Origin of the sequence: Actinoallomurus sp. NPDC052274 (genome assembly GCF_040679475.1) — a bacterium.
GTDB classification, from domain to species: Bacteria; Actinomycetota; Actinomycetes; order Streptosporangiales; family Streptosporangiaceae; genus Actinoallomurus; species Actinoallomurus liliacearum.
Genome location: NZ_JBFAUT010000105.1, coordinates 1 through 17695, shown reverse-complemented (window position 1 = coordinate 17695; position 17695 = coordinate 1). Strand labels below are relative to the sequence as shown.

Annotated in this window: 19 protein-coding genes and 1 pseudogene; 14 read left to right on the top strand and 6 right to left on the bottom strand. The window is 68.9% G+C overall.

Annotated features, from left to right (window positions below; genetic code table 11):
• The 3 genes from AB0K82_RS43240 to AB0K82_RS43230 all read left to right on the top strand — a co-directional run.
• Nucleotides 1–583: GntR family transcriptional regulator (locus AB0K82_RS43240; protein WP_364409185.1), on the top strand; the 583-nt coding region annotated here is incomplete at its 5' end.
• Between the two features lie 156 nt (nucleotides 584–739).
• Nucleotides 740–2164 (top strand): amidase, encoded by a 1425-nt coding sequence (locus AB0K82_RS43235; RefSeq protein ID WP_345351502.1) that lies wholly within the window; start codon nucleotides 740–742, stop codon nucleotides 2162–2164.
• Nucleotides 2165–2180: 16 nt separating this feature from the next.
• Nucleotides 2181–2435: a hypothetical protein gene (locus AB0K82_RS43230; protein ID WP_345351499.1), complete on the top strand. Its 255-nt coding sequence runs from the start codon at nucleotides 2181–2183 to the stop codon at nucleotides 2433–2435.
• A gap of 362 nt (nucleotides 2436–2797) precedes the next feature.
• On the opposite strand, the gene AB0K82_RS43225 is transcribed toward AB0K82_RS43230, so the two are convergent.
• Nucleotides 2798–4309, bottom strand: coding sequence for a PucR family transcriptional regulator ligand-binding domain-containing protein (locus tag AB0K82_RS43225; protein ID WP_364409181.1), 1512 nt, complete (start codon nucleotides 4307–4309; stop codon nucleotides 2798–2800).
• A gap of 94 nt (nucleotides 4310–4403) precedes the next feature.
• On the opposite strand from AB0K82_RS43225, the gene AB0K82_RS43220 reads away from it, so the two are divergent.
• The 4 genes from AB0K82_RS43220 to AB0K82_RS43205 all read left to right on the top strand — a co-directional run bounded on the left by AB0K82_RS43220 (nucleotide 4404) and on the right by AB0K82_RS43205 (nucleotide 8252).
• Nucleotides 4404–4865 (top strand): nucleoside deaminase, encoded by a 462-nt coding sequence (locus AB0K82_RS43220; RefSeq protein ID WP_364409178.1) that lies wholly within the window; start codon nucleotides 4404–4406, stop codon nucleotides 4863–4865.
• Entirely contained in the window at nucleotides 4862–5830 is a 969-nt protein-coding gene (locus tag AB0K82_RS43215; protein ID WP_364409175.1) for a 2-oxoglutarate and iron-dependent oxygenase domain-containing protein, read from the top strand. Before AB0K82_RS43220 ends, AB0K82_RS43215 begins: the two co-directional genes overlap by 4 nt.
• A gap of 31 nt (nucleotides 5831–5861) precedes the next feature.
• A complete protein-coding gene (locus tag AB0K82_RS43210; RefSeq protein ID WP_364409172.1) occupies nucleotides 5862–7262 on the top strand; it encodes a cytosine permease in 1401 nt (466 codons plus the stop codon).
• Between the two features lie 768 nt (nucleotides 7263–8030).
• Nucleotides 8031–8252 carry a hypothetical protein gene (locus AB0K82_RS43205; RefSeq protein ID WP_364409170.1) on the top strand — a complete coding sequence of 74 codons (222 nt, stop codon included), beginning with the start codon at nucleotides 8031–8033 and terminating at the stop codon, nucleotides 8250–8252.
• Nucleotides 8253–8342: 90 nt separating this feature from the next.
• Here AB0K82_RS43205 and AB0K82_RS43200 read toward each other — a convergent pair whose 3' ends face one another.
• From AB0K82_RS43200 to AB0K82_RS43180, 5 genes and pseudogenes are all read right to left on the bottom strand, one after another.
• Entirely contained in the window at nucleotides 8343–9065 is a 723-nt protein-coding gene (locus tag AB0K82_RS43200) for a DUF2637 domain-containing protein (protein ID WP_364409168.1), read from the bottom strand.
• A gap of 203 nt (nucleotides 9066–9268) precedes the next feature.
• On the bottom strand, nucleotides 9269–9595 hold the full coding sequence (locus AB0K82_RS43195) for a zinc ribbon domain-containing protein (protein WP_364409188.1): 327 nt from the start codon (nucleotides 9593–9595) through the stop codon (nucleotides 9269–9271).
• A gap of 57 nt (nucleotides 9596–9652) precedes the next feature.
• A pseudogene (locus AB0K82_RS43190) lies at nucleotides 9653–9877 on the bottom strand (recombinase family protein); the annotation flags it as partial.
• Nucleotides 9784–10005: a hypothetical protein gene (locus AB0K82_RS43185; RefSeq protein WP_364409165.1), complete on the bottom strand. Its 222-nt coding sequence runs from the start codon at nucleotides 10003–10005 to the stop codon at nucleotides 9784–9786. The pseudogene AB0K82_RS43190 and the gene AB0K82_RS43185, both read right to left, overlap by 94 nt.
• Nucleotides 10002–10619, bottom strand: a complete 618-nt coding sequence (locus AB0K82_RS43180) for a recombinase family protein (protein ID WP_364409162.1) — start codon at nucleotides 10617–10619, stop codon at nucleotides 10002–10004. The genes AB0K82_RS43185 and AB0K82_RS43180 overlap by 4 nt, the downstream gene beginning before the upstream one ends.
• 320 nt (nucleotides 10620–10939) lie before the next feature.
• Between AB0K82_RS43180 and AB0K82_RS43175 the strand changes: the two genes are divergently transcribed.
• The 7 genes from AB0K82_RS43175 to AB0K82_RS43145 form a co-directional block, all read left to right on the top strand.
• The gene (locus AB0K82_RS43175) at nucleotides 10940–11251 is read left to right on the top strand and encodes a hypothetical protein (protein WP_364409159.1); all 312 of its coding nucleotides are present in this window, start codon (nucleotides 10940–10942) and stop codon (nucleotides 11249–11251) included.
• Nucleotides 11252–11264: 13 nt separating this feature from the next.
• Entirely contained in the window at nucleotides 11265–12179 is a 915-nt protein-coding gene (locus tag AB0K82_RS43170) for a hypothetical protein (protein WP_364409156.1), read from the top strand.
• A gap of 131 nt (nucleotides 12180–12310) precedes the next feature.
• Nucleotides 12311–12448 carry a hypothetical protein gene (locus tag AB0K82_RS43165; RefSeq protein ID WP_364409153.1) on the top strand — a complete coding sequence of 46 codons (138 nt, stop codon included), beginning with the start codon at nucleotides 12311–12313 and terminating at the stop codon, nucleotides 12446–12448.
• A 355-nt stretch (nucleotides 12449–12803) separates the two neighbouring features.
• Nucleotides 12804–14555, top strand: coding sequence for an ATP-binding protein (locus AB0K82_RS43160; protein ID WP_364409151.1), 1752 nt, complete (start codon nucleotides 12804–12806; stop codon nucleotides 14553–14555).
• A 68-nt stretch (nucleotides 14556–14623) separates the two neighbouring features.
• On the top strand, nucleotides 14624–16171 hold the full coding sequence (locus tag AB0K82_RS43155) for a TIGR02677 family protein (protein ID WP_364409148.1): 1548 nt from the start codon (nucleotides 14624–14626) through the stop codon (nucleotides 16169–16171).
• Nucleotides 16168–17337 (top strand): TIGR02678 family protein, encoded by a 1170-nt coding sequence (locus tag AB0K82_RS43150; RefSeq protein WP_364409145.1) that lies wholly within the window; start codon nucleotides 16168–16170, stop codon nucleotides 17335–17337. Before AB0K82_RS43155 ends, AB0K82_RS43150 begins: the two co-directional genes overlap by 4 nt.
• The coding region (locus AB0K82_RS43145; protein ID WP_364409142.1) for a hypothetical protein at nucleotides 17334–17695 on the top strand (362 nt) is incomplete at its 3' end. The genes AB0K82_RS43150 and AB0K82_RS43145, both read left to right, overlap by 4 nt.

The window sequence follows — 17695 nt, the reverse complement described above, 5'->3', positions numbered from 1 at the left end:
TGAAGCGCTGGACCTGCTCCGCCGCGAAGGGCTGATCGACCGGCGGCAGGGAGTCGGCACCCACGTCGTCGTCAACGCCGTCCTGGCCCGGATGGCCGAGGCGCACGGCGCGGCCGACCCGATGGCGGACAGCATCTTCAACCGGCGGATGCGTCCCCGCGTGCTCGACCGCTCGGAGGTTCCGCTGCCCGCGGTCGCCGCCGAACGCCTCGGCGCGCCTCCCGGCGCGCCGTGCCTCCGGTTGGAGTACGTCGCCCTGGTCGAGGACGAACCGACCGCGCTGGCCACCAACTACGTGCTGTTCCCGGAGGGTGAGCGACTGCTCGCCCCGCCGTTCGACTCCGACTGGTACGCCCTACTACGCGAGGCGGGTCTCCGCTTCGGCGAGTCGGAGTTCATCATGGGCTGCTCTGCAGCCGATCCGGCCACGGCGTCGCTGCTCGCCGTCGCCGAGGGCGCTCCGCTGATCACGTTCGAGCAGGTGATCCGCGATCCGGACGGGCGGCCGTTCAACCTGGCGCACATTCACACGCGCGGCGACCGCTTCCTCTTCGTGTCCCGCGCCGTACGGGCCACACCGTGACGTCGCGTCCCGGACGTCCCGTCGAGTCCTGACTCGCGTCGTCGCAATGACCCGGCTGAAGCCCGGGCCCGCACCGTCCACCGTACGGACGGCCGTGCGGGTCCCCGTCCCCCGGCCGCCGTACGGGCGGTCGCGCCCCCCTTGGAGGAAATCCGGATGGAGACACCCCTGACCGTGACCGAGGCCGCGGCGGCCCTGCGCGCGGGAACGGTGACGAGCACCGAACTGACCCGCGCGGCGATCGCCCAGGCCGACCGGCTCGACGGCGAACTCGGCACGTACCTCGCCCGCTTCGACGAGACCGCCCTCGCCGCGGCCGAACGCGCCGACCGCGAACTCGCGGACGGCGTCGACCGCGGTCCCCTGCACGGCATCCCGTTCGGTGTGAAGGACATCCTCGCCGTGTCCGAGGGACCGACGACGGCGCAGAGCCTGGTCCTCGACCCGGAGTGGGGGGCCGGCAAGGACGCTCCCGTGGTCGCCCGGCTCAAGGCCGCCGGAGCGGTGATCACCGGCAAGGTCACGACGATGGAATTCGCCTGCGGCATGCCCGACCCGAGCAAGCCGTTCCCGATCCCCCGGAACCCCTGGGACACCGCCACCTGGCCGGGCGGGTCGAGTTCCGGTACGGGCAGCGGTGTCGCGGCCGGCATGTTCCTCGTCGGGCTCGGCACCGACACCGCCGGCAGCATCCGCATCCCGTCGGCGTACTGTGGCGTGACCGGGCTGATGCCGACGTTCGGCCGGGTGCCGAAGTCCGGGTGCGCGCCGCTCGGCTACAGCCTCGACCACGTCGGCCCGCTGGCCCGCAGCGCCCGCGACTGCGCCGCCGTCCTCGAGATCATCGCGGGCCGCCATCCGAGTGACCCGGACTGCATCGACCAGCCGTTCACCATGCCGGACCTGGACGGTTCGCTGGAGGGCGTACGGATCGGCGTGGTCCGCGAGCACCACTTCCCCGAGGGCGCGGACCCGGCGCTCGCCCCGGCGTTCGACGGAGCACTCGCCGCCCTCACCGGTCTCGGCGCCACGCTCACCGAGATCTCGCTGCCGTACTGGCCGGAGATGCTCGTCGCCAACATCGTCACCATGGCCTCCGAGGCGCTCGCCTACCACCGCAACGACCTGGCCGGACGGTGGGAGGACTACTTCTCCGCGACCCGGCTGCTGCTGGCCCGCGGCGCGCTCGTGTCGGGCGCGGACTACGTTCAGGCCCAGCGCGTCCGGCGGGTCGCGCAGGACGCGGTGACCCGGCTGTTCGACGACGTCGACGTCATCGTCTGCCCCACCACGGCGACGGGCGCGCCGCGCTATGAGGACGTCACCGACGCCGACGGCAACATCAACATCGAGGGGATGTTCCAGTACATCTTCACGCAGTACTGGGACTGCATCGGCAATCCCGTTCTCGCCGCGCCGATGGGCTTCACCGCGTCCGGCCTGCCGCTGTCGATCCAGTTCGCCGGCCCGGCCTTCGGTGAGGCCGCGATTCTCGCCACCGGCGACGCCTTCCAGCAGGTCACCGACTGGCACCGTCGCGTGCCCGAACTCGCCGCCGCCCCCGCCCCCGTCACCGCCTGATCCGAGGAGAACACCGATGACCACCACCCCGTCGCCCATCGCACCGCCCGGCCCGGCCGCCGCACCGGACGCGCAGGCGCTCGCCGACGTCGGCGTACTGCTGATGCGTGCCGGCCTGGCCCTCAGCGAGCCGGAGACCGCCCTGCTGGCCGCCGGGTACGAGGCGCAGAACGCCGGGATCACCCTGCTGTACGCGTTGCCCGAGGCCCGCTACGTCGACCCCGCGCTCCGATTCCGCGCCGACGCCCGGATCGTCGACTGGGCCGACTGAACCGGCCGGCCACGCACCGCCGAGTGTGGGACTTCTCCCGCGACGGTTCTGCGGCGGTCCGGTGGCAGCCGCCGGGACCGTGAGTCCTCTTCAGCCCGGTTCGGATGGCCGGTGGGTGTGGTGCCGGGGCGCGGCCCGGCACCACACGTCGGTCGGGTCGGTGGGATCTAGCGGGCGGTGAGGGTCCAGAGGTGGTATCCCGGCCGTTCGACCGTCAGTATGCCAACGGACGTCAGCTCGAACCTGATGGATCTGGGGGGCTAGACGCTATGCACACCCGCCCCGTGTCGCCTCTCGGGTCACACTTCGTCTTCCGCCTCGCGTACCGCGCGTCCTGAAGGGCGCTTCGTGCCGACAAGGGATCAGCGGCCGGTGACACAGTGGGCGGCGGTGGCCAGGAGCAGGGCGGCGTGCACGTCGGGGTCGGTGACCGTGTGGCCGAGGAGTGCCTCGATGCGCTGCAGGCGCTGGTAGAAGGACTGGCGGCGCAGATGGAGCACTGCCGCGGTGCGGGTGGCGCTGCAGCCGTGCAGCAGGAAGGTCTCCAGGGTGCGCACGAGGTCCGTACGGTGCGCGGCGTCCCACTCCACGAGCGGGCCGATGGTGTGGCGGACCAGGTGGTCGAGGTGGCCGCTTCCGCCGTGGCGCGTGAGTTCCAGGTCGAGGGCGATGGCACGCGCGCTGATCAGCCGGGTGCCTGGCCGCAGGTCCAGGGCGGCCCGGGCGTCGCGCAGCGAACCCCCGAGTTCGCCGACCTCGGTCGCCGGATATCCGACGGCGATCCGCACCTGCGGCGCGCTCAACCGCCGAAGCGCCTCATCGAGCGCCTGCTGCGCCGCGCCGACCACGTCACCGACGCTGCGGGGGACGGCGAGGACGCCCAGGACGAGCCGCGACACCCGGCCGCGCAGCGCGGGCGTATGCAGGATGCGGGCGGCTCGGTCGACGACGGCCAGCGCGGCCGCGGTCTCCAGCGCGTCGGCGGCGAGCCCGATGAGCAGGTGATCCGCCGCCGGACGAAAACCCGCCAGCGCCGCCCGTACCGACGACTCGGCCTGGCCTTCGGCGGTGCCCTCCAGCAGGTCGGTGAGCAGGGCGGCGGCCAGCCGGTCGGGCTCGCGCGGCGGGTCTCCGGTGCGCAGCATCGCCAGCGCCAGCGCGACCGTGGTCCGCTCCAGTGCCACCGCCAAGTCCTCGGCGGGCAGCGGAGAGCCCGGCCCGGCGACCAGCCGTCCCCACGTCGTCCCCAGCACGGTGACCGGCGCCTCGGCCAGCGGTGTCTCCGTGGCCCGCCACGCCTCGCGGTCGCCGGCGACGCCGTGCGCGGCGACCAGCGCTCCGTTCTCGGCGATCAGGACCAACGGCCCGCCCACCACCCCGGCGGCTGCCGCGAGGAGACCGGGGACGCCGATGCCCGCGATCAGGACGTCGTTGAGCGCGCGGCTGACAGAGTCGCCCAGCCGCAGCCGGTGGCCGGCGTGGTCGACGATGCGGGTGTTGGCGACCTCGGCGATCCGGCTGAAGGGGACGACGGCGTTCAGGGTGATGAACGGCAGTGCCTGCCGGCGGGCCTCGGCCACCAGTTCGCCCGGCACCTCGGGGAACGTCCGGCCGAGCTCCAGCGCGACGCCGGCGACGTCGCGTTCGGCGATCTCACGGAGATAGTGCCGCCGCGCTCCGGCGTCGGTGCCCGCCAGACCGAGACCGGTGGTCAGCAGCAGTTCGCCGCCGGTCAGCAGCGGGCCGATCTCATAGATCTCGCTCGAGTGCACCCAGCGGACGACGCGGCCGAGCGCGCGCTCACCGGCGAGCACCACGGGGCGTGCCTCGCGCATCACGTCGAACGCGAGAATCTCGCGGAGCGTGAGGGGCATCACACCATCTCATTACGGATCGTCCACTGCAGAGGCTCATAGTACGGACGTCTTGTCCATTCCCCTTGCCAGGTCGCGCGGCGATAGTGGGCCCATGACCATTGATGTCGTTGATGACGCGGCGATGCTGGGTGTCGCGCTGGAGGAGGCGCGCACCGGGTACGCCGAGGGAGGCGTCCCGGTCGGGGCCGCGCTGTTCGACGCCGGAGGGCTGCTGCTGGGGCGCGGGCGCAACCGGCGGGTCCAGGACGGCGACCCGTCGACGCACGGCGAGACCGCGGCGTTCCGCGCGGCCGGCCGGCAGCCCACGTACCGCGGCACCACCATGACCACGACGCTGTCGCCGTGCTGGTACTGCAGCGGGCTGATCCTGCAGTTCGGCATATCCCGGCTGGTCGTCGGCGAGGCGCGGACGTTCGAGGGCCGCCACGAGTGGCTGGCCGGGCACGGTGTCGAGGTCGTCGTGCTCGACGACCCTGAGTGCGCCGAGCTCATGACGGCCTTCATCAAGGAACACCCCGGCATCTGGAACGAGGACATCGGAGAGAGCTCATGAGCGCGAGCGGCGTCGTTCCCGTCATCGACCTCACCGCCTGGTTCGAGGGCGACGCCACCGCCCGGGCGGACGTCGCGGCGCGCGTCGACGCGGCCCTGCGGGAGATCGGTTTCCTCGTGGTCACCGGGCACGGCGTGCCGGCCGCGTTGCGCGAACGGATCCGGGCGGCGGCCAACCGGTTCTTCGCGCTCCCCGACGCGCTGAAGGAACCGTACGCCGTCACGGTCGGCGAGCGCGGCTGGCTGCCGCCCGGCGTCGAGGCCAACGGCTACGCCGAGGGAACGCCGACCCCGCCGGACCTGAAGGAGACGTTCGCGGTCGGCGCCGACCGGCCGACCGGCGACGCGGAGATCGACGCCGAGTGGTTCCTGCCGAATGTCTGGCCTGCCGAGGAGCCTGAGCTCGAGCCGTTGCTCACCGACTACCTCGGCCGGATGCGGACGCTCGCCGACGAACTGCTGACACTCTGCGCGGCGGCGCTCGGGCTCGCACCGGACTTCTTCACGGCCAGGACAGGACACCCGTCGTACACGCTGAACATCAACCGGTATCCGCCGTTGTCCCAGGTGGGACCGGCCGAGCCGGGACAGTTCCGCATCGGCCCGCACACCGACTTCGGCACGGTCACGATCCTCGACCGGCAGAACGGTGTCGGCGGCCTGCAGGTCTACAGCCCGGACGGCGGCTGGGTGAACGCGCCGTACGTCGAGGACTCCTTCACCATCAACATCGGCGACCTGCTGGCCCGCTGGACAGGTGACCGCTGGCGGTCGAACCGGCACCGCGTCCTGCCGCCGGATCCCAGCGCCCCGGACGAGGAACTCGTCTCGCTCATCTACTTCTACGAGTGCGATCCGGGCGCCGTGATCGAGTCCATCGCGGCACCGATCGGCCGGGTAACCCACGAGCCGGTGCGCGCCTCCGACTACCTCCTCGACAAGCTCAACGCCATCACGATGGGCTGAGCGCTCCCCCGCTGGATCGAAAGGCACGCCCATGACGGTGCTCAAGAAGCCTGCTCCCTCCCTGGACGTACGGGAGGGCACGTACGGCGAGAAGGTCGCGGCGGTCGAGCCCGGCGGCGCGGAGTTCATTCCGCTCGCCGAGCGCCACGGCAGGCCACGGCAGCTGCTGTGGACCTGGACGTCGCCGAACCTGGAGTTCGCCACCGTGTTCCTCGGTGTGCTCGCGGTCGCCGCGTTCGGGCTGAACTTCTGGCAGGCGGCGCTGGCGATCATCGTCGGCACGGTCCTCGGCTCGGTCACCCACGGCGTGCTGTCCGCGCGCGGCCCTGCACACGGCGTGCCGCAGATGGTGCTGAGCCGGATCTCCTTCGGACACTGGGGCAACGCCCTGCCGGCCGGGCTGAACGCCGTCGTCGCGGGGATCGGCTGGTTCGCGGTCAACAGCGTCAGCGGCGCGCTCGCGCTGAACACGCTGACCGGCTGGCCGAAGGCGCTCTGCCTCGTCATCGTGGTCGTGGCCATGGTGGTCCTGGCCTTCTTCGGGCACAACCTCGTGCACGCCTTCGAGAAGTACGCCCTGCCGGTGCTCGCGGTGATCTTCGCCGTGGCCTCCCTGATCATCCTGGCGAAGTCGCATCCCGGCGCTCCGGGTCACGGCGGCGGCCTGGGCGGCTTCCTGCTGACCGTCGGCGCGACGTTCGGGTACGCGGCCGGCTGGAACCCGTACGCGGCGGACTACACGCGCTACCTCCCCGCGGACAGCAGCCGGCGGGCCGTCGGCCTGTACGCCGGGCTCGGCGTGTTCGTCTCCTGCCTGGTCCTGGAGATCGTCGGGGCGGCGTCCGTCACGATCGGCGGCGACGCGCTGGGCCAGCCCACCTCGGCCTTCACCGGGCACCTCCCGACGGCCGTCGCCGACCTCACGCTGCTGGCCATCGCGCTCGGCGGCATCGCGGCCAACGCGCTGAACGTCTACTCGGGGGCGATGTCCTTCGTCGCCCTGGGCATCAAGCTGCCGCTGACGCTGCGGCGAGCCATCGTCGCCGTCGTGTTCGGCGCGATCGGCTTCGTCGTCGCGCTGTCCGGCCTGCACGACGCCGGGCAGAAGTACGAGGCGTTCCTCCTGGTGATCTCGTACTGGATCGGTCCCTGGCTGGCCGTGTTCCTGCTCGACCAGTATCTGCGGCGCGGAACCGACGTGGACGGCCTTCTGTTCGACCGGCGGCACCACAACTGGGCCGGGCCGGTTGCCATGGTGGTCGGCGTGGTGCTGTCGGTGTGGCTGTTCTCCAACCAGCAGAAATACGTCGGACCCGTGCCGAAGCACGTCAAGTCCGTCGGTGACATCGCGTTCGAGGTCGGCTTCGTGATCTCGGCCCTGGTGTACCTCGTGCTGTGGCGGCCGAAGGCCGGCCGCGCCGGGGAGGCGTAGAGCGGCTGGCACGACCTCCCGCGGGCCAGGGCGACTCGGCATCGTCATGTGTTACATCAAGGCGGAGGTCCCTCCTGCCGGTCGCCCCGTTGCGCCGGCCAGTCGGAGAGGCCGTCCAGGGCAGAGCGGGAGAATCGGGGAGGGCGGGGAGAGATGTCCCGCACAAACCGCAGCCCTCGCTCACAGGTCTCCGGAGACGAGCGTCTCGGCGCCGGAAGCGGCGCGGGAAGCGGCGCGGGCCGCTCGGCCGGAATGTGGCATGCTTCGGGCATTCACCGCCCAGCACGCACGCGAGGCGACCATCGCCTTGATGCGTTCGTGCTCCGGCGGGGTACGGCCGTTGGTCGGATGGGGGTCACATCCCGCACCGAGAAAATACCGAACTGAATGAGGGCCTCTTTATTCCGGCAACCGTGTGTGTGCGGGAAATGTAGGCACCGGTCGGACGGCCTTCATGGTCTGTGCGTGCAGAGGAGCTTGCCCGTCAGCGCCCTGACTCGGCCCGCCGCCTGTCTCTACCGACTCCCCATCCGACCACGGCTTCACCCTCGCAGATGCTGGTGATCAGCCGGGACGATTAGAGTCACTGCGGCAGGTCCCGCGACACCTTGCCTGACCGGCTCGTCCCCATCTCTGGATCCAAGGATCCTACGGCGCGGGCGGCGGCGGACCACCGATGTAGGTGTTGTACAGCTCTGATGGCAACCTGCCGACTGTGCTGTCCTTCAGCGGTCGCTTATGGAAGCGGAAGGTCCAGCCTTTCTCCGGATGTCGCTCGATCTTGAGCTCGGCGCTGAACGCGTACAGCACAAGCGCCCCGATGACCACGGCTCCGACGGCGTCGCGCTCGATGCGACCATCGTCGCTGTCGATGGCGGACCGAACTCGTCCGGGCTCCACATCTGCCAGGTGCCGCAGTGCGAGCCTGGCAAGATCGCCGCCGGACGAAGCCTCACCCGGAACCACGAACTCGGTCAGCTGGCCCCCTGACCGCCGTCACCGAGTTACATCATTCCTACAGATGTGTACTTGCGCTCCGCGCGCACCCGGGAGGTCCTTGGATCGCTGCTATACGAGCAATCACGACGCAGCGTTGGCGGATGAGTTGTCGGCTGACGCGGGAAGCGATGTGAGTACACCGGCGAGCCCGGCGTTCTTGACGAGGCGTCCCCACCGGGCGCTGCGGTTGAAGCGTCGTGCGATCGCCGCGCCCCCGGGCAAGTCGCCGTTCTCCGCCTGGTGCGCCAGTGCCCACTGCCAGGCCTCGCGCTGCAAACGCCGACCCAGATCAGGAAACTCTGGTTCGCCGCCCCTGAGTCCTTCGGGTAGGGGCTCGCCTGCCGCGGGCTCAGTCTCATCTTCTCCTGCGTCTGAGTGGTCTTGGTCGACCGGTCCTAGCAGGCGCATTCGCAGCTGGCCTTGGAGCAGGTGGTACGCGCCGACGAAGGCGAACGAGGGCCACGCGGCGATCACGCGGCCGACCACCGTAGGTTCGGCGACCTCTACATTGGCGGCCAGGCTCGCCAGGCGTCCGACGATGAGGAGCGTCCACGGCAGCCATGGGACGTTGATACCGGTCCGGCCAGCCAGCAGCACGGACATCGATGACGCGACGACCATCCCATCGACACTGAGCGGGATCAGCGTCGCGTTCAACGACGTCTCACCGTGCCGGAGTGCGAGTTCGTGCATGTGGCCGAAGCTCACCAAAGCTGCGATCAGCGCGAGGAACACAACGCTGACCGTGGTGGTACGGCGAATGCAGACATCGGCCGAGCCATTCGAAGTACGGTGGTTTCGCATCGCCGCTCACCTGCTTCCCAGCAGGAACGAATGGGTGAGGGCGAGAGGATGTGCGTTCGGCTCCAGTCCGGTCGGACACACAGTTTGTACATGTCCGGTCGTTTCCGGACATGACGGAGCACCGTCGTGTGCCCGGCCTTCGGCTGGGCACCGAGCGGGGGCGCGGCCTAAACTCTCCTTCCGGTGCTGCGGCAGTGTGCCTGTCAGCGTGTGCGGTCGATGGTGATCTTCACCCCCTCCTGGGCGGCTACCCGAAGGATTCCGGAGTCGTAGGTCAGCGTGATCTCCTCCGCCCGCAAGTGGCCGATGACGTCCTCAGCGCTGGGCAGCGCGTTCGCGGGGTCGGGTTTCGCCAGGAGGATGTAGAGCGTCGGCAGGTGGACGAGAATGCGATCCTCTCGAACGTAGAGATTCTTCCGCCGGTCCGGGCCTGCTTTGAATGCGCTGGTGTGGCCGTGCCTGCAGCAGTAAGCCGCCCGGTTGTTCGCCCAGCACGACTCCATGCGGCGCCCGCAGATCCCGCAGCGCAACAGCCCCGCCAACCGGTAACAGCGGTCCGAATCAGCGTTGCCGCGCGGAGTACGTATGTTCTGGACAGCGACGAAGTCGGCTTCGCTGACCAGCGCCGGATGCGCGGGCCGGGCGGAGATCACCCACCCTTTGGGCAGGTTCCACCGCTGCACCTGCCGATGCCCGAGCCCGGTGTTGGCCGGATCGATCAGATCATGCTCGGTGGGCTGGCGGTTCCACACCTGCCGGCCGGTGTAGCGGGGATTGGCCAGGATGCTCCGCACCGTCGTCTGGGTCCACTCCCGTCTCGAGCGATGGGCGTTGCGCTCTGATCGGCCGCCGACGGGCAGGGGATCTCCGTATCGTTCAGCGCACGCGCGATCCGGGCCACGCTGTGACGGGCCAGCCGCTGAGCGAAGATCCATTTCACGATCGGCGCGGTCTCCGGGTCTGGTTCCAGCCGATGGGCGCGCCGCCCCCACGCAGCGTGTGCCCGGTTCGGATGCGGGCCCGCGTCCACCAGCCGGTAGCCGTAGGGCGGTCGGCCGCCCAAATACCGGCCTTGCTCGCGGGTCTGGGTCGCCATCGCCGTGCGCACCCGGATCTTGGTCCGAGTGATCTCCCGCTTGGACTGGATACCAACCCGATCATGAGCTGCTCGTGGCCATCGGCCTCAAAGTCGATCCGGCCGCCGGCCTCTGGCATCCACAACTGCACGCCGTAATGCTCGAACAACGGCGCCATCAGGCTGAACTGGTTGCCGTAGAACGCCCGCTCGTACTCCCCGATCACGATCGCATCGAAGGCGCGATCTGGATCCGCCATCGCCGCCACCAACGCCGCAGCTTGCGGTCGCCGCGCCCACGGCAGCACCCGGCTCTGTCCCACATCGAAGAACTCGGTCACGATCCGCCCGTGCCCGCCGACCAAAGCGGTGGCCTGATCCCGCTGCCGCGCCTGCGACGTCACCGGATCCTGGCGATCCTCCGTCGACACCCGGCCGTAGAAAGCGAACCGCAGCCCGCCCCCACGCGGCTCCGCCACCGTGCGGTTTCCCGATCGCTCCGCCCACGCCAGTAGCGTGTCGTCCCCTGTGCTCCGGTCCATCTCCAGAGGTACAGTCCGCACAGTCGCAACCACGGCCCGCTTCTTTCGCTGCACTCGAAATACGATTCGGTTCCAGCATCTAACACACACATGGTCCACATATAACGAACTACGGAAATTACCAGCACATCACGATCAGTACACTCCCAAAAATGGACCTATATCCGACAATTTCTGCGACTGATGCGGTGATCCGGCGTCTGCCGCCGTTGCGATGGCGACGTCCCTCCGCCCGCCGCCTCGGTAGGCTGCGAGTCGTGGCGGAACTGAGTGGGGCCGAGCTGGACGCTTTGGTCGAGCAGGCCGTCGTCGACGCCTATGCCGAGTACGAACAGCTCACGGCCTTCCATGTCGTGATCGAGGACAACCTCGCCGTTCCATCCCAGACCACCGTGCTGGGTGTCGAAGTAACTGTCACGAAGGTCGACCTGCTGCCGGGCAGTGGCATCGTCGCGATCTGCGCTCGCGAGGAGTACCGCGAGGCGATCGGCATCCTGAATCTGCCGTTGCCCATCCCGCCCCCGGCCGGTGCCGAATGGATCGAGGCATACCGGCGCTGGGCCCCCTGACGACGAAAAGACGATGAGCGAATACCAGTACTACGAGTTTCTGGCCGTTGACCGGCCTCTGGACGAACGGCAGCAGGCCGAGGTCCGCGCCCTGTCCACTCGGGCCCGGATCACCGCCACCAGCTTCAGCAACGAATACCACTGGGGTGACTTTCGCGGCGATCCACGCGCGATGATGGATCGCTATTATGACGCCCACCTCTACCTCGCCAACTGGGGCACCCACCAGGTCATGCTCCGCCTGCCTCGCACTCTCCTCGACCTCAAGGCCGTCGAGCAGTACCGCGTCGACCCTCACGTGGCCGCCTGGACCACCCGCGAACATCTCATCCTCGACCTGACCAGCCAGGACGAAGGCGGGGACTGGATAGAGGGGGCCGAGGACTCCCTGTCAGCCATCGTCGGTGTCCGCGCCGAACTCGCCGCCGGTGACCTGCGGCCTCTCTACTTGGCCTGGCTGGCCGGCTACGGGACATGGGAACGCGATGAGGACGCCTTCGACTACGACGCCGAAGACGAACTCGAACCGCCGGTACCCGCCGGGCTGCTCAGCTCCCTCACCGCGCCACAGCGGGCCTTGGCGGACTTCCTCCGTCTGGACGCCGACCTGCTCACAGTCGCGGCCCAGACGAGCCCGCCCCTCGCGAAGACCAGGGACGATCCCCGCGAACTGGCCAGGTGGATCAACGATCTGCCCTCTGGGGACAAGGAGCGGTTCCTGCTCCAGGTCGCACAAGGCCACGGCGCCCGGGTCCAGATGGAGTTGCTGCGTCGCTTCCATGGTGCACCCGGCATCAGCGGAGATGGTCGTCCCCGCCGTACGGTGGCCGAGTTGCTGGACGCCGCCGCGGACATCCGGCAGGAACGCCAACGGCAGGCCGAGGCCTCGCACGCCGCGGAGGGAGTCCCGCCGTGCACGAGAACGTGAACTGGCTCGCGAGAAACGGCTGGACGCCTGGCCCGTGACCAAAAACGGCCTGGGCGCGCGTCGACGCGCTGATCGATACCCGCAGGCCGAGCGACTACGACACAGCCGTCGAGATCCTCAAGGATCTACAGGTGGTCACCTCACGCGCCAGCCACGCCGAGGCGTTCATACGGCGATTCACGCTCCTGCGCCAACAGCATCTCCGCAAACCCAGTCTCATCGCCCGCTTCGACCGCGCCGACCTCAGCATCGCCTCCACCGACCAGTGATCCCACCCGCTGAGCTGCCCTGGCGAATACGCGAGGTTCGCCGACGCTCGGCCCCATGCCTTAGATCGTGGACATATGGACGTCTGGCCCGAGTGTGATGATCCGGTCGAGTTGCAGATGCGGCTCAACGTGGCGCTGGTGGAGATCGCCGAACTTACCGAGCGACACGCAAACTAGATCATCACGGCACCCTGAACAGCGCACCGCCGCCCGCCCGAACATCCCGGGATCCGTTACGCATCGGACGGAGCTCTCAGCGGTTACGGGCGATCAGCGATGTTCTTGGTCAATCAGCTTGCCCACAACCATGCTAACTAGCATGCTAACTAGCATGGTTGTTGGTTGAGGAGATGAGATGCTCGACGCAGAACTCGCGGAGATCGTCGACAACCTTCGCACCATCGGTGCGGACATCGCCGACGTCGAGGTGAAGAAGGCCCAGGGCGGCCTCCCCAAGTCGCTGCGCGAGACTCTCTCGGCGTTCGCCAACACGCAAGGCGGCGTCATCATCCTCGGGCTGGACGAGACCCAGGGCTTCCGTGCGACGGGACTTCCCGATCCCGCGAAACTGGCCGCCGACCTTGCTTCCATGTGCTCGGAGGACATGGAGCCGCCGCTCCGGCCTCTTATCAAGATCCATACCTTCGAGGGAGAGCAGGTCCTGGTCGCGGAGGTCCCTGAGATCAACCCTGCTCAGAAGCCCTGCTGTTCGCGCGGAACCGGCATCACCAAGGGCAGCTACATCCGAGTCGGCGACGGCGATCGCCGCCTGTCGGCATACGAGGTTCAGGTCATGCTGTCCTCACGCGGGCAGCCCCGCGATGACGAGCAGGCCATCCATGGAGTGGGTCTGGAACAACTTGACCCTGCCGGTGTCGATGCGCTGATCGCCCGATTGAGGACCAGCAGGCCGTACGCGTTCAAGGACCTGGACCCTCTTTCGGTTCTGCGCCGCGCAAAAGTACTCGTACCAGGGGAGAACGGCGAGGACATGGTCTCGCTGGCGGGGCTGCTGGCACTCGGCGACTACCCCCAGGAGCACTTCCCCCAGCTGATGGTCACCTTTGTCCACTACCCCACCGAGAGCGGTCCCCGATCCAGCGAGAGATTCCTGGACAACGTGACCCTAGAGGGTCCGCTCCCGGTCATGGTCAGGGACACGCTGGCGGCCATCCGCCGGAACATGTCCCGCCGGGCGATCATCGGAGGCGCCGGCCGACAAGACGTGTGGGAATACCCCGAGACCGCGCTACGCGAAGCACTCGTTAACGCCCTGGTCCACCGCGATCTGTCCAGCGGCGCCCGCGGCACTCAGGTCCAGGTGGAGATGTACCCCGACCGGCTGAGCATCCGAAATCCCGGCGGACTGTTCGGCCCCGTCACGGTAGACAACCTCGGCGAAGAAGGCATCTCCTCAGCCCGCAATGCCACCCTCATCAAACTCCTCGAAGACGTCCCCCTGCCCGGCGAGACCCGCACCGTCTGCGAGAATCGCGGCTCCGGCATCCGCGCCATGCTCGACTCACTCCGCGCCGCCGGCATGAGCCCACCGCAGTTCACCGACAAGATCTCCTCCTTCGTCGTGACCTTCCCGAATCACACTCTGTTGAGCGGGGAAACGATCAACTGGATCCACGGCTTGGGCCAGCAGGGGCTGACCGACAGCCAATGCATAGCCCTCGCCCTCTTGCGTGAAGAGGGGATCCTCGATAACCGCACCTACCGCACCGCCACCGGCGTCGATTCCCGTGTAGCCACCAGCGAACTGCAGGACCTCGTCGCCCGCGAACTCATCGCACAAACCGGAACACGCCGATGGGCCAGATATCAACTATCCCCTCGGCACACCACCACAACAGGTCGATCACCGCGCGCCGACCGCAGACCCGAACTGCTCACAGCCCTCGGCGACGAAAGCCTGTCCCGCGCCGAACTGGTCACACGGACCGGCCTGAGCGATCAGACCGTCCGACGATGGCTGAAGATCATGCGCGAAGAAGGCGCAATCGAGATCGTCGGCAACAGCCCCAAGAGCATGCGCGTACGCTACCGCCGCACACGCCAAGAGCCCCTCTTCCGCCCTGAGAACCGCACCAGACCTCAATGAGGGATGTCGCTGCCCGCCTTGGGAGGAAATCGGCTGAGGCACGCTCGATGATCAGCGAATATAGGGCCGTGACCGTCGAGACGCCGAAGGTGCAGGAACCGCAGCCGTTCGCGCATCTGAGCGCGCCCAACGTGGTGTTCTACCGGCAGGTCCTGCAGGCGTTCGCGAGGGCGAAGGAGCGGTTCATCGTTCACCTGCGGCCCGAGGACGTGGCGGCCGAACTCGGACGCGGAAGCGATGAGCAACTGGACCAGGCGTTGGGGAAGCTGGTCGAGTGGGGAAATCTACGAGCCGACGCCGACACCGGCCGGGTGACCACGGTCGAGGACTTTCACCGCAAGCGATTCCTGTACCAGTTGACGGCGGCGGGCCATGCGGCCGAGCAGGCCATCGAGTTCTACGAAGAGGCGATCGGCCGCCGGGGATCGCTGCAGTCGGTCGCGCTCGCCGACATCGCCGACCAGCTCGAGGGGCTGGCGGCGCTGGCGACCCAGACCGAGCCGGATCCGGTAAAGGTCCACCTGCTGTTGTTGAGCCTGGCCGAGCGATTCTCCTCACTCGCCGACAACGCGCAGGCCTTCATGTCCTCGCTGCGCCGGGCGATCGACTTCTCCGACGGCGATGTGGACGGCTTCATCGCCTACAAGGAGCGTCTCATCGACTACATCAACCGGTTCATCGCCGATCTGGCCAACTCCGGCGCTCGGATCGCCAGACTGCTGGGAGACCTGGAGTCACTCGGACATGCGCGGTTGCTGGAGCTGGCGGCTCGCCGGGAGGCGTCGGACGCGGTCCCGGAAGGCGCGGACGCCACGGCCGAGCTGGCACGGGCGGAGTCGGCGGCGTTCGCGGCATGGCAGAACCGGTGGCGGGGCCTGCGGGACTGGTTCGTCTCGGCGGGTTCGAGCCGTCCCTCGCAGGCGCGGCTGCTGCGGCAGGCGGCGGTGACGGCGATCAAGCAGCTCATCGACACGGTCGGATTGCTGAACGAGCGGCGCTCGGGTCGTTCCGACCGGTCAGCCGACTTCGCGACACTGGCGCGTTGGTTCGCCGAGGCCCCCGATGAAGAGACACTGCACCGTCTGTGGCGCGTGGCGTTCGGGCTGGCTCCGGCCCGGCATCTCACGGTCACCGCCGAGACCCTGGCCGTCTGGGAGGGCGATGCGGTCCCCGGCATGCCGTGGGCCGAAGCGCCGCCGATGCGGATCTCACCGCGGCTACGGCGAACGGGCTCGTATGAACGGCGTGGCAAGCCGACCAGAGTCCGGGACCGTTCGGTGGAACGGCGCATGCTCGAGCAGGCGACCGAGCGGGAGGCCACCGAGACCGCCGCCGCGCGGGCCCGGCTGTGCACCGACGGGCCGATCCTGCTGTCGGAGCTGGGCGCGCTCGACCCACGAGCCTTCCGCCTGTTCCTGGCACTCCTGGGGGACGCGCTGGCCGCCCGGCGGCCTGGAGAGACCGAGGTGAAGACGGTCACCGGCGACGGCTCGATGGAGGTCCGCCTGTCGCTGGTTCCGGATGGCGGTGTGGTCCGGGTCCGAACCGAGGACGGGGTCTTGGAAGGGCCTGAGCACCTGATCGAGATCACGGATCTGACGAAGGGGGCCCGGTGATCCCGGGTGAGGCGGAGGCGCAGCGGCGCAGGGCGTTGCGAGCCCTCCTGCTGCGACCCTTGTTGACCGCCGAATCCCATCCGGAGGAGTTGGTCCTAATCCGCCGGCACCAGTCCGAGCTACGGGATTGGCTGCGGAGCGAGACGGGCTGGCGGCTACGGGTGGATTCGGAGGTGGCCCGGCTGTTCAAGGTCCCCGAATCGTTGGAGGACGGCACTCGTCCGGCGCGGGGGCGGGCCAAGGAGCCCTTCGGACGGCGCCGGTACGTACTGCTCTGCCTGGCGCTGACGGTGCTGGAGCGCGCCGACGCCCAGACCACCCTGGGGCGGCTCGCCGAAGAGGTCCTGAGCGCCGCGGCCGAGCCCGACCTGGCGTTCGACTTCTCACTGGACACCCGGCCCGAACGCGCCGATCTGGTCGCCGTGGTACGGGTCTTGCTCGGCTGGAACGTCCTCCGGCGGGTCGCCGGAGACGAGGACGCCTATCTGTCCGCGACCGGCGACGTCCTTTACGATGTGCGGCGCAACGTACTGGCAGTGCTGCTCAGCGGGACGCGTGGACCGTCGACGATCTCTGCGGGCTCGTTCACGGAACGGCTGACCTCGCTCGCCGACGAACCCGCGCCCGATACCGACGAGTTGCGCAACCGGGCGCTGCGCCAGCGGCTGACCCGCAGGCTGCTGGACGACCCGGTCGTCTACTACACCGACCTGGACGAGGCCGAACGCGCCTACCTGGTCTCGCAGCGCCACGCGATCACACGCCGCATCGAGGAGGCGACCGGTCTGCTGGCCGAAGTCCGGTCGGAAGGCATCGCCATGGTCGACCCCGATGACGAGTTGACCGATGTGCGGATGCCTGAACAACGCACCGACGGGCACGTCACCCTGCTGGTGACCGAATTCCTGGCCGAACACGGTGAGGCGACGCGGAACGCGCTTCTGGCCTTCGTACGGCGGGCCGCTGCCGAGCACACCGCGTACTGGCGAAGGGGCGTGACCGACCCGGGCGCCGAGGAAGAGCTGCTCAACGTCGCGCTGGAGAAGCTGGCCGCACTGCGCCTGGTGGTCGTACTGCCCGACCGTGTCCGCGCCCTGCCCGCGATCTCCCGCTACGCCCTCGCCGAGCCCACCGTCCGCGAATCCGGAAGGACCGCCGAACCGTGACCGCCGAAGCACCGTCTGCCCTGCCCCAGCCGGAGTCGGAGCGCTGGAAGCCGCTGCGGGCCGGGCTGGTGGACATGTTCTACTACGACGTCGAGGAATTCTGGTTTCACGACGGGCGGCTCCTGCTGCGCGGCAACAACGGCACGGGGAAGTCGAAGATCCTGGCGCTCACCCTGCCGTTCCTGCTCGACGGCGAACTGTCCCCGCATCGCGTCGAGCCCGACGGCGACAAACAGAAGCGCATGGAGTGGAACCTGCTGCTGGGCGGCAGGCATCCCCACCCCGAGCGGCTCGGCTACACCTGGCTCGAGTTCGGCCGCCGCGCCGCCGACGGCAGGACCGAGTTCCGGACGATCGG

What these genes read in the sequence shown, in the direction of transcription:
- AB0K82_RS43235 (WP_345351502.1), top strand. Translation starts at nt 740, where the DNA reads ATGGAGACACCCCTGACCGTGACCGAGGCCGCGGCGGCCCTGCGCGCG.
- AB0K82_RS43220 (WP_364409178.1), top strand. Translation starts at nt 4,404, where the DNA reads ATGACCATTGATGTCGTTGATGACGCGGCGATGCTGGGTGTCGCGCTG.
- AB0K82_RS43225 (WP_364409181.1), bottom strand. Translation starts at nt 4,309, where the DNA reads ATGCCCCTCACGCTCCGCGAGATTCTCGCGTTCGACGTGATGCGCGAG.
- AB0K82_RS43200 (WP_364409168.1), bottom strand. Translation starts at nt 9,065, where the DNA reads ATGCGAAACCACCGTACTTCGAATGGCTCGGCCGATGTCTGCATTCGC.
- AB0K82_RS43160 (WP_364409151.1), top strand. Translation starts at nt 12,804, where the DNA reads ATGCTCGACGCAGAACTCGCGGAGATCGTCGACAACCTTCGCACCATC.
- AB0K82_RS43230 (WP_345351499.1), top strand. Translation starts at nt 2,181, where the DNA reads ATGACCACCACCCCGTCGCCCATCGCACCGCCCGGCCCGGCCGCCGCA.
- AB0K82_RS43205 (WP_364409170.1), top strand. Translation starts at nt 8,031, where the DNA reads ATGTCGCTCGATCTTGAGCTCGGCGCTGAACGCGTACAGCACAAGCGC.
- AB0K82_RS43215 (WP_364409175.1), top strand. Translation starts at nt 4,862, where the DNA reads ATGAGCGCGAGCGGCGTCGTTCCCGTCATCGACCTCACCGCCTGGTTC.
- AB0K82_RS43170 (WP_364409156.1), top strand. Translation starts at nt 11,265, where the DNA reads ATGAGCGAATACCAGTACTACGAGTTTCTGGCCGTTGACCGGCCTCTG.
- AB0K82_RS43210 (WP_364409172.1), top strand. Translation starts at nt 5,862, where the DNA reads ATGACGGTGCTCAAGAAGCCTGCTCCCTCCCTGGACGTACGGGAGGGC.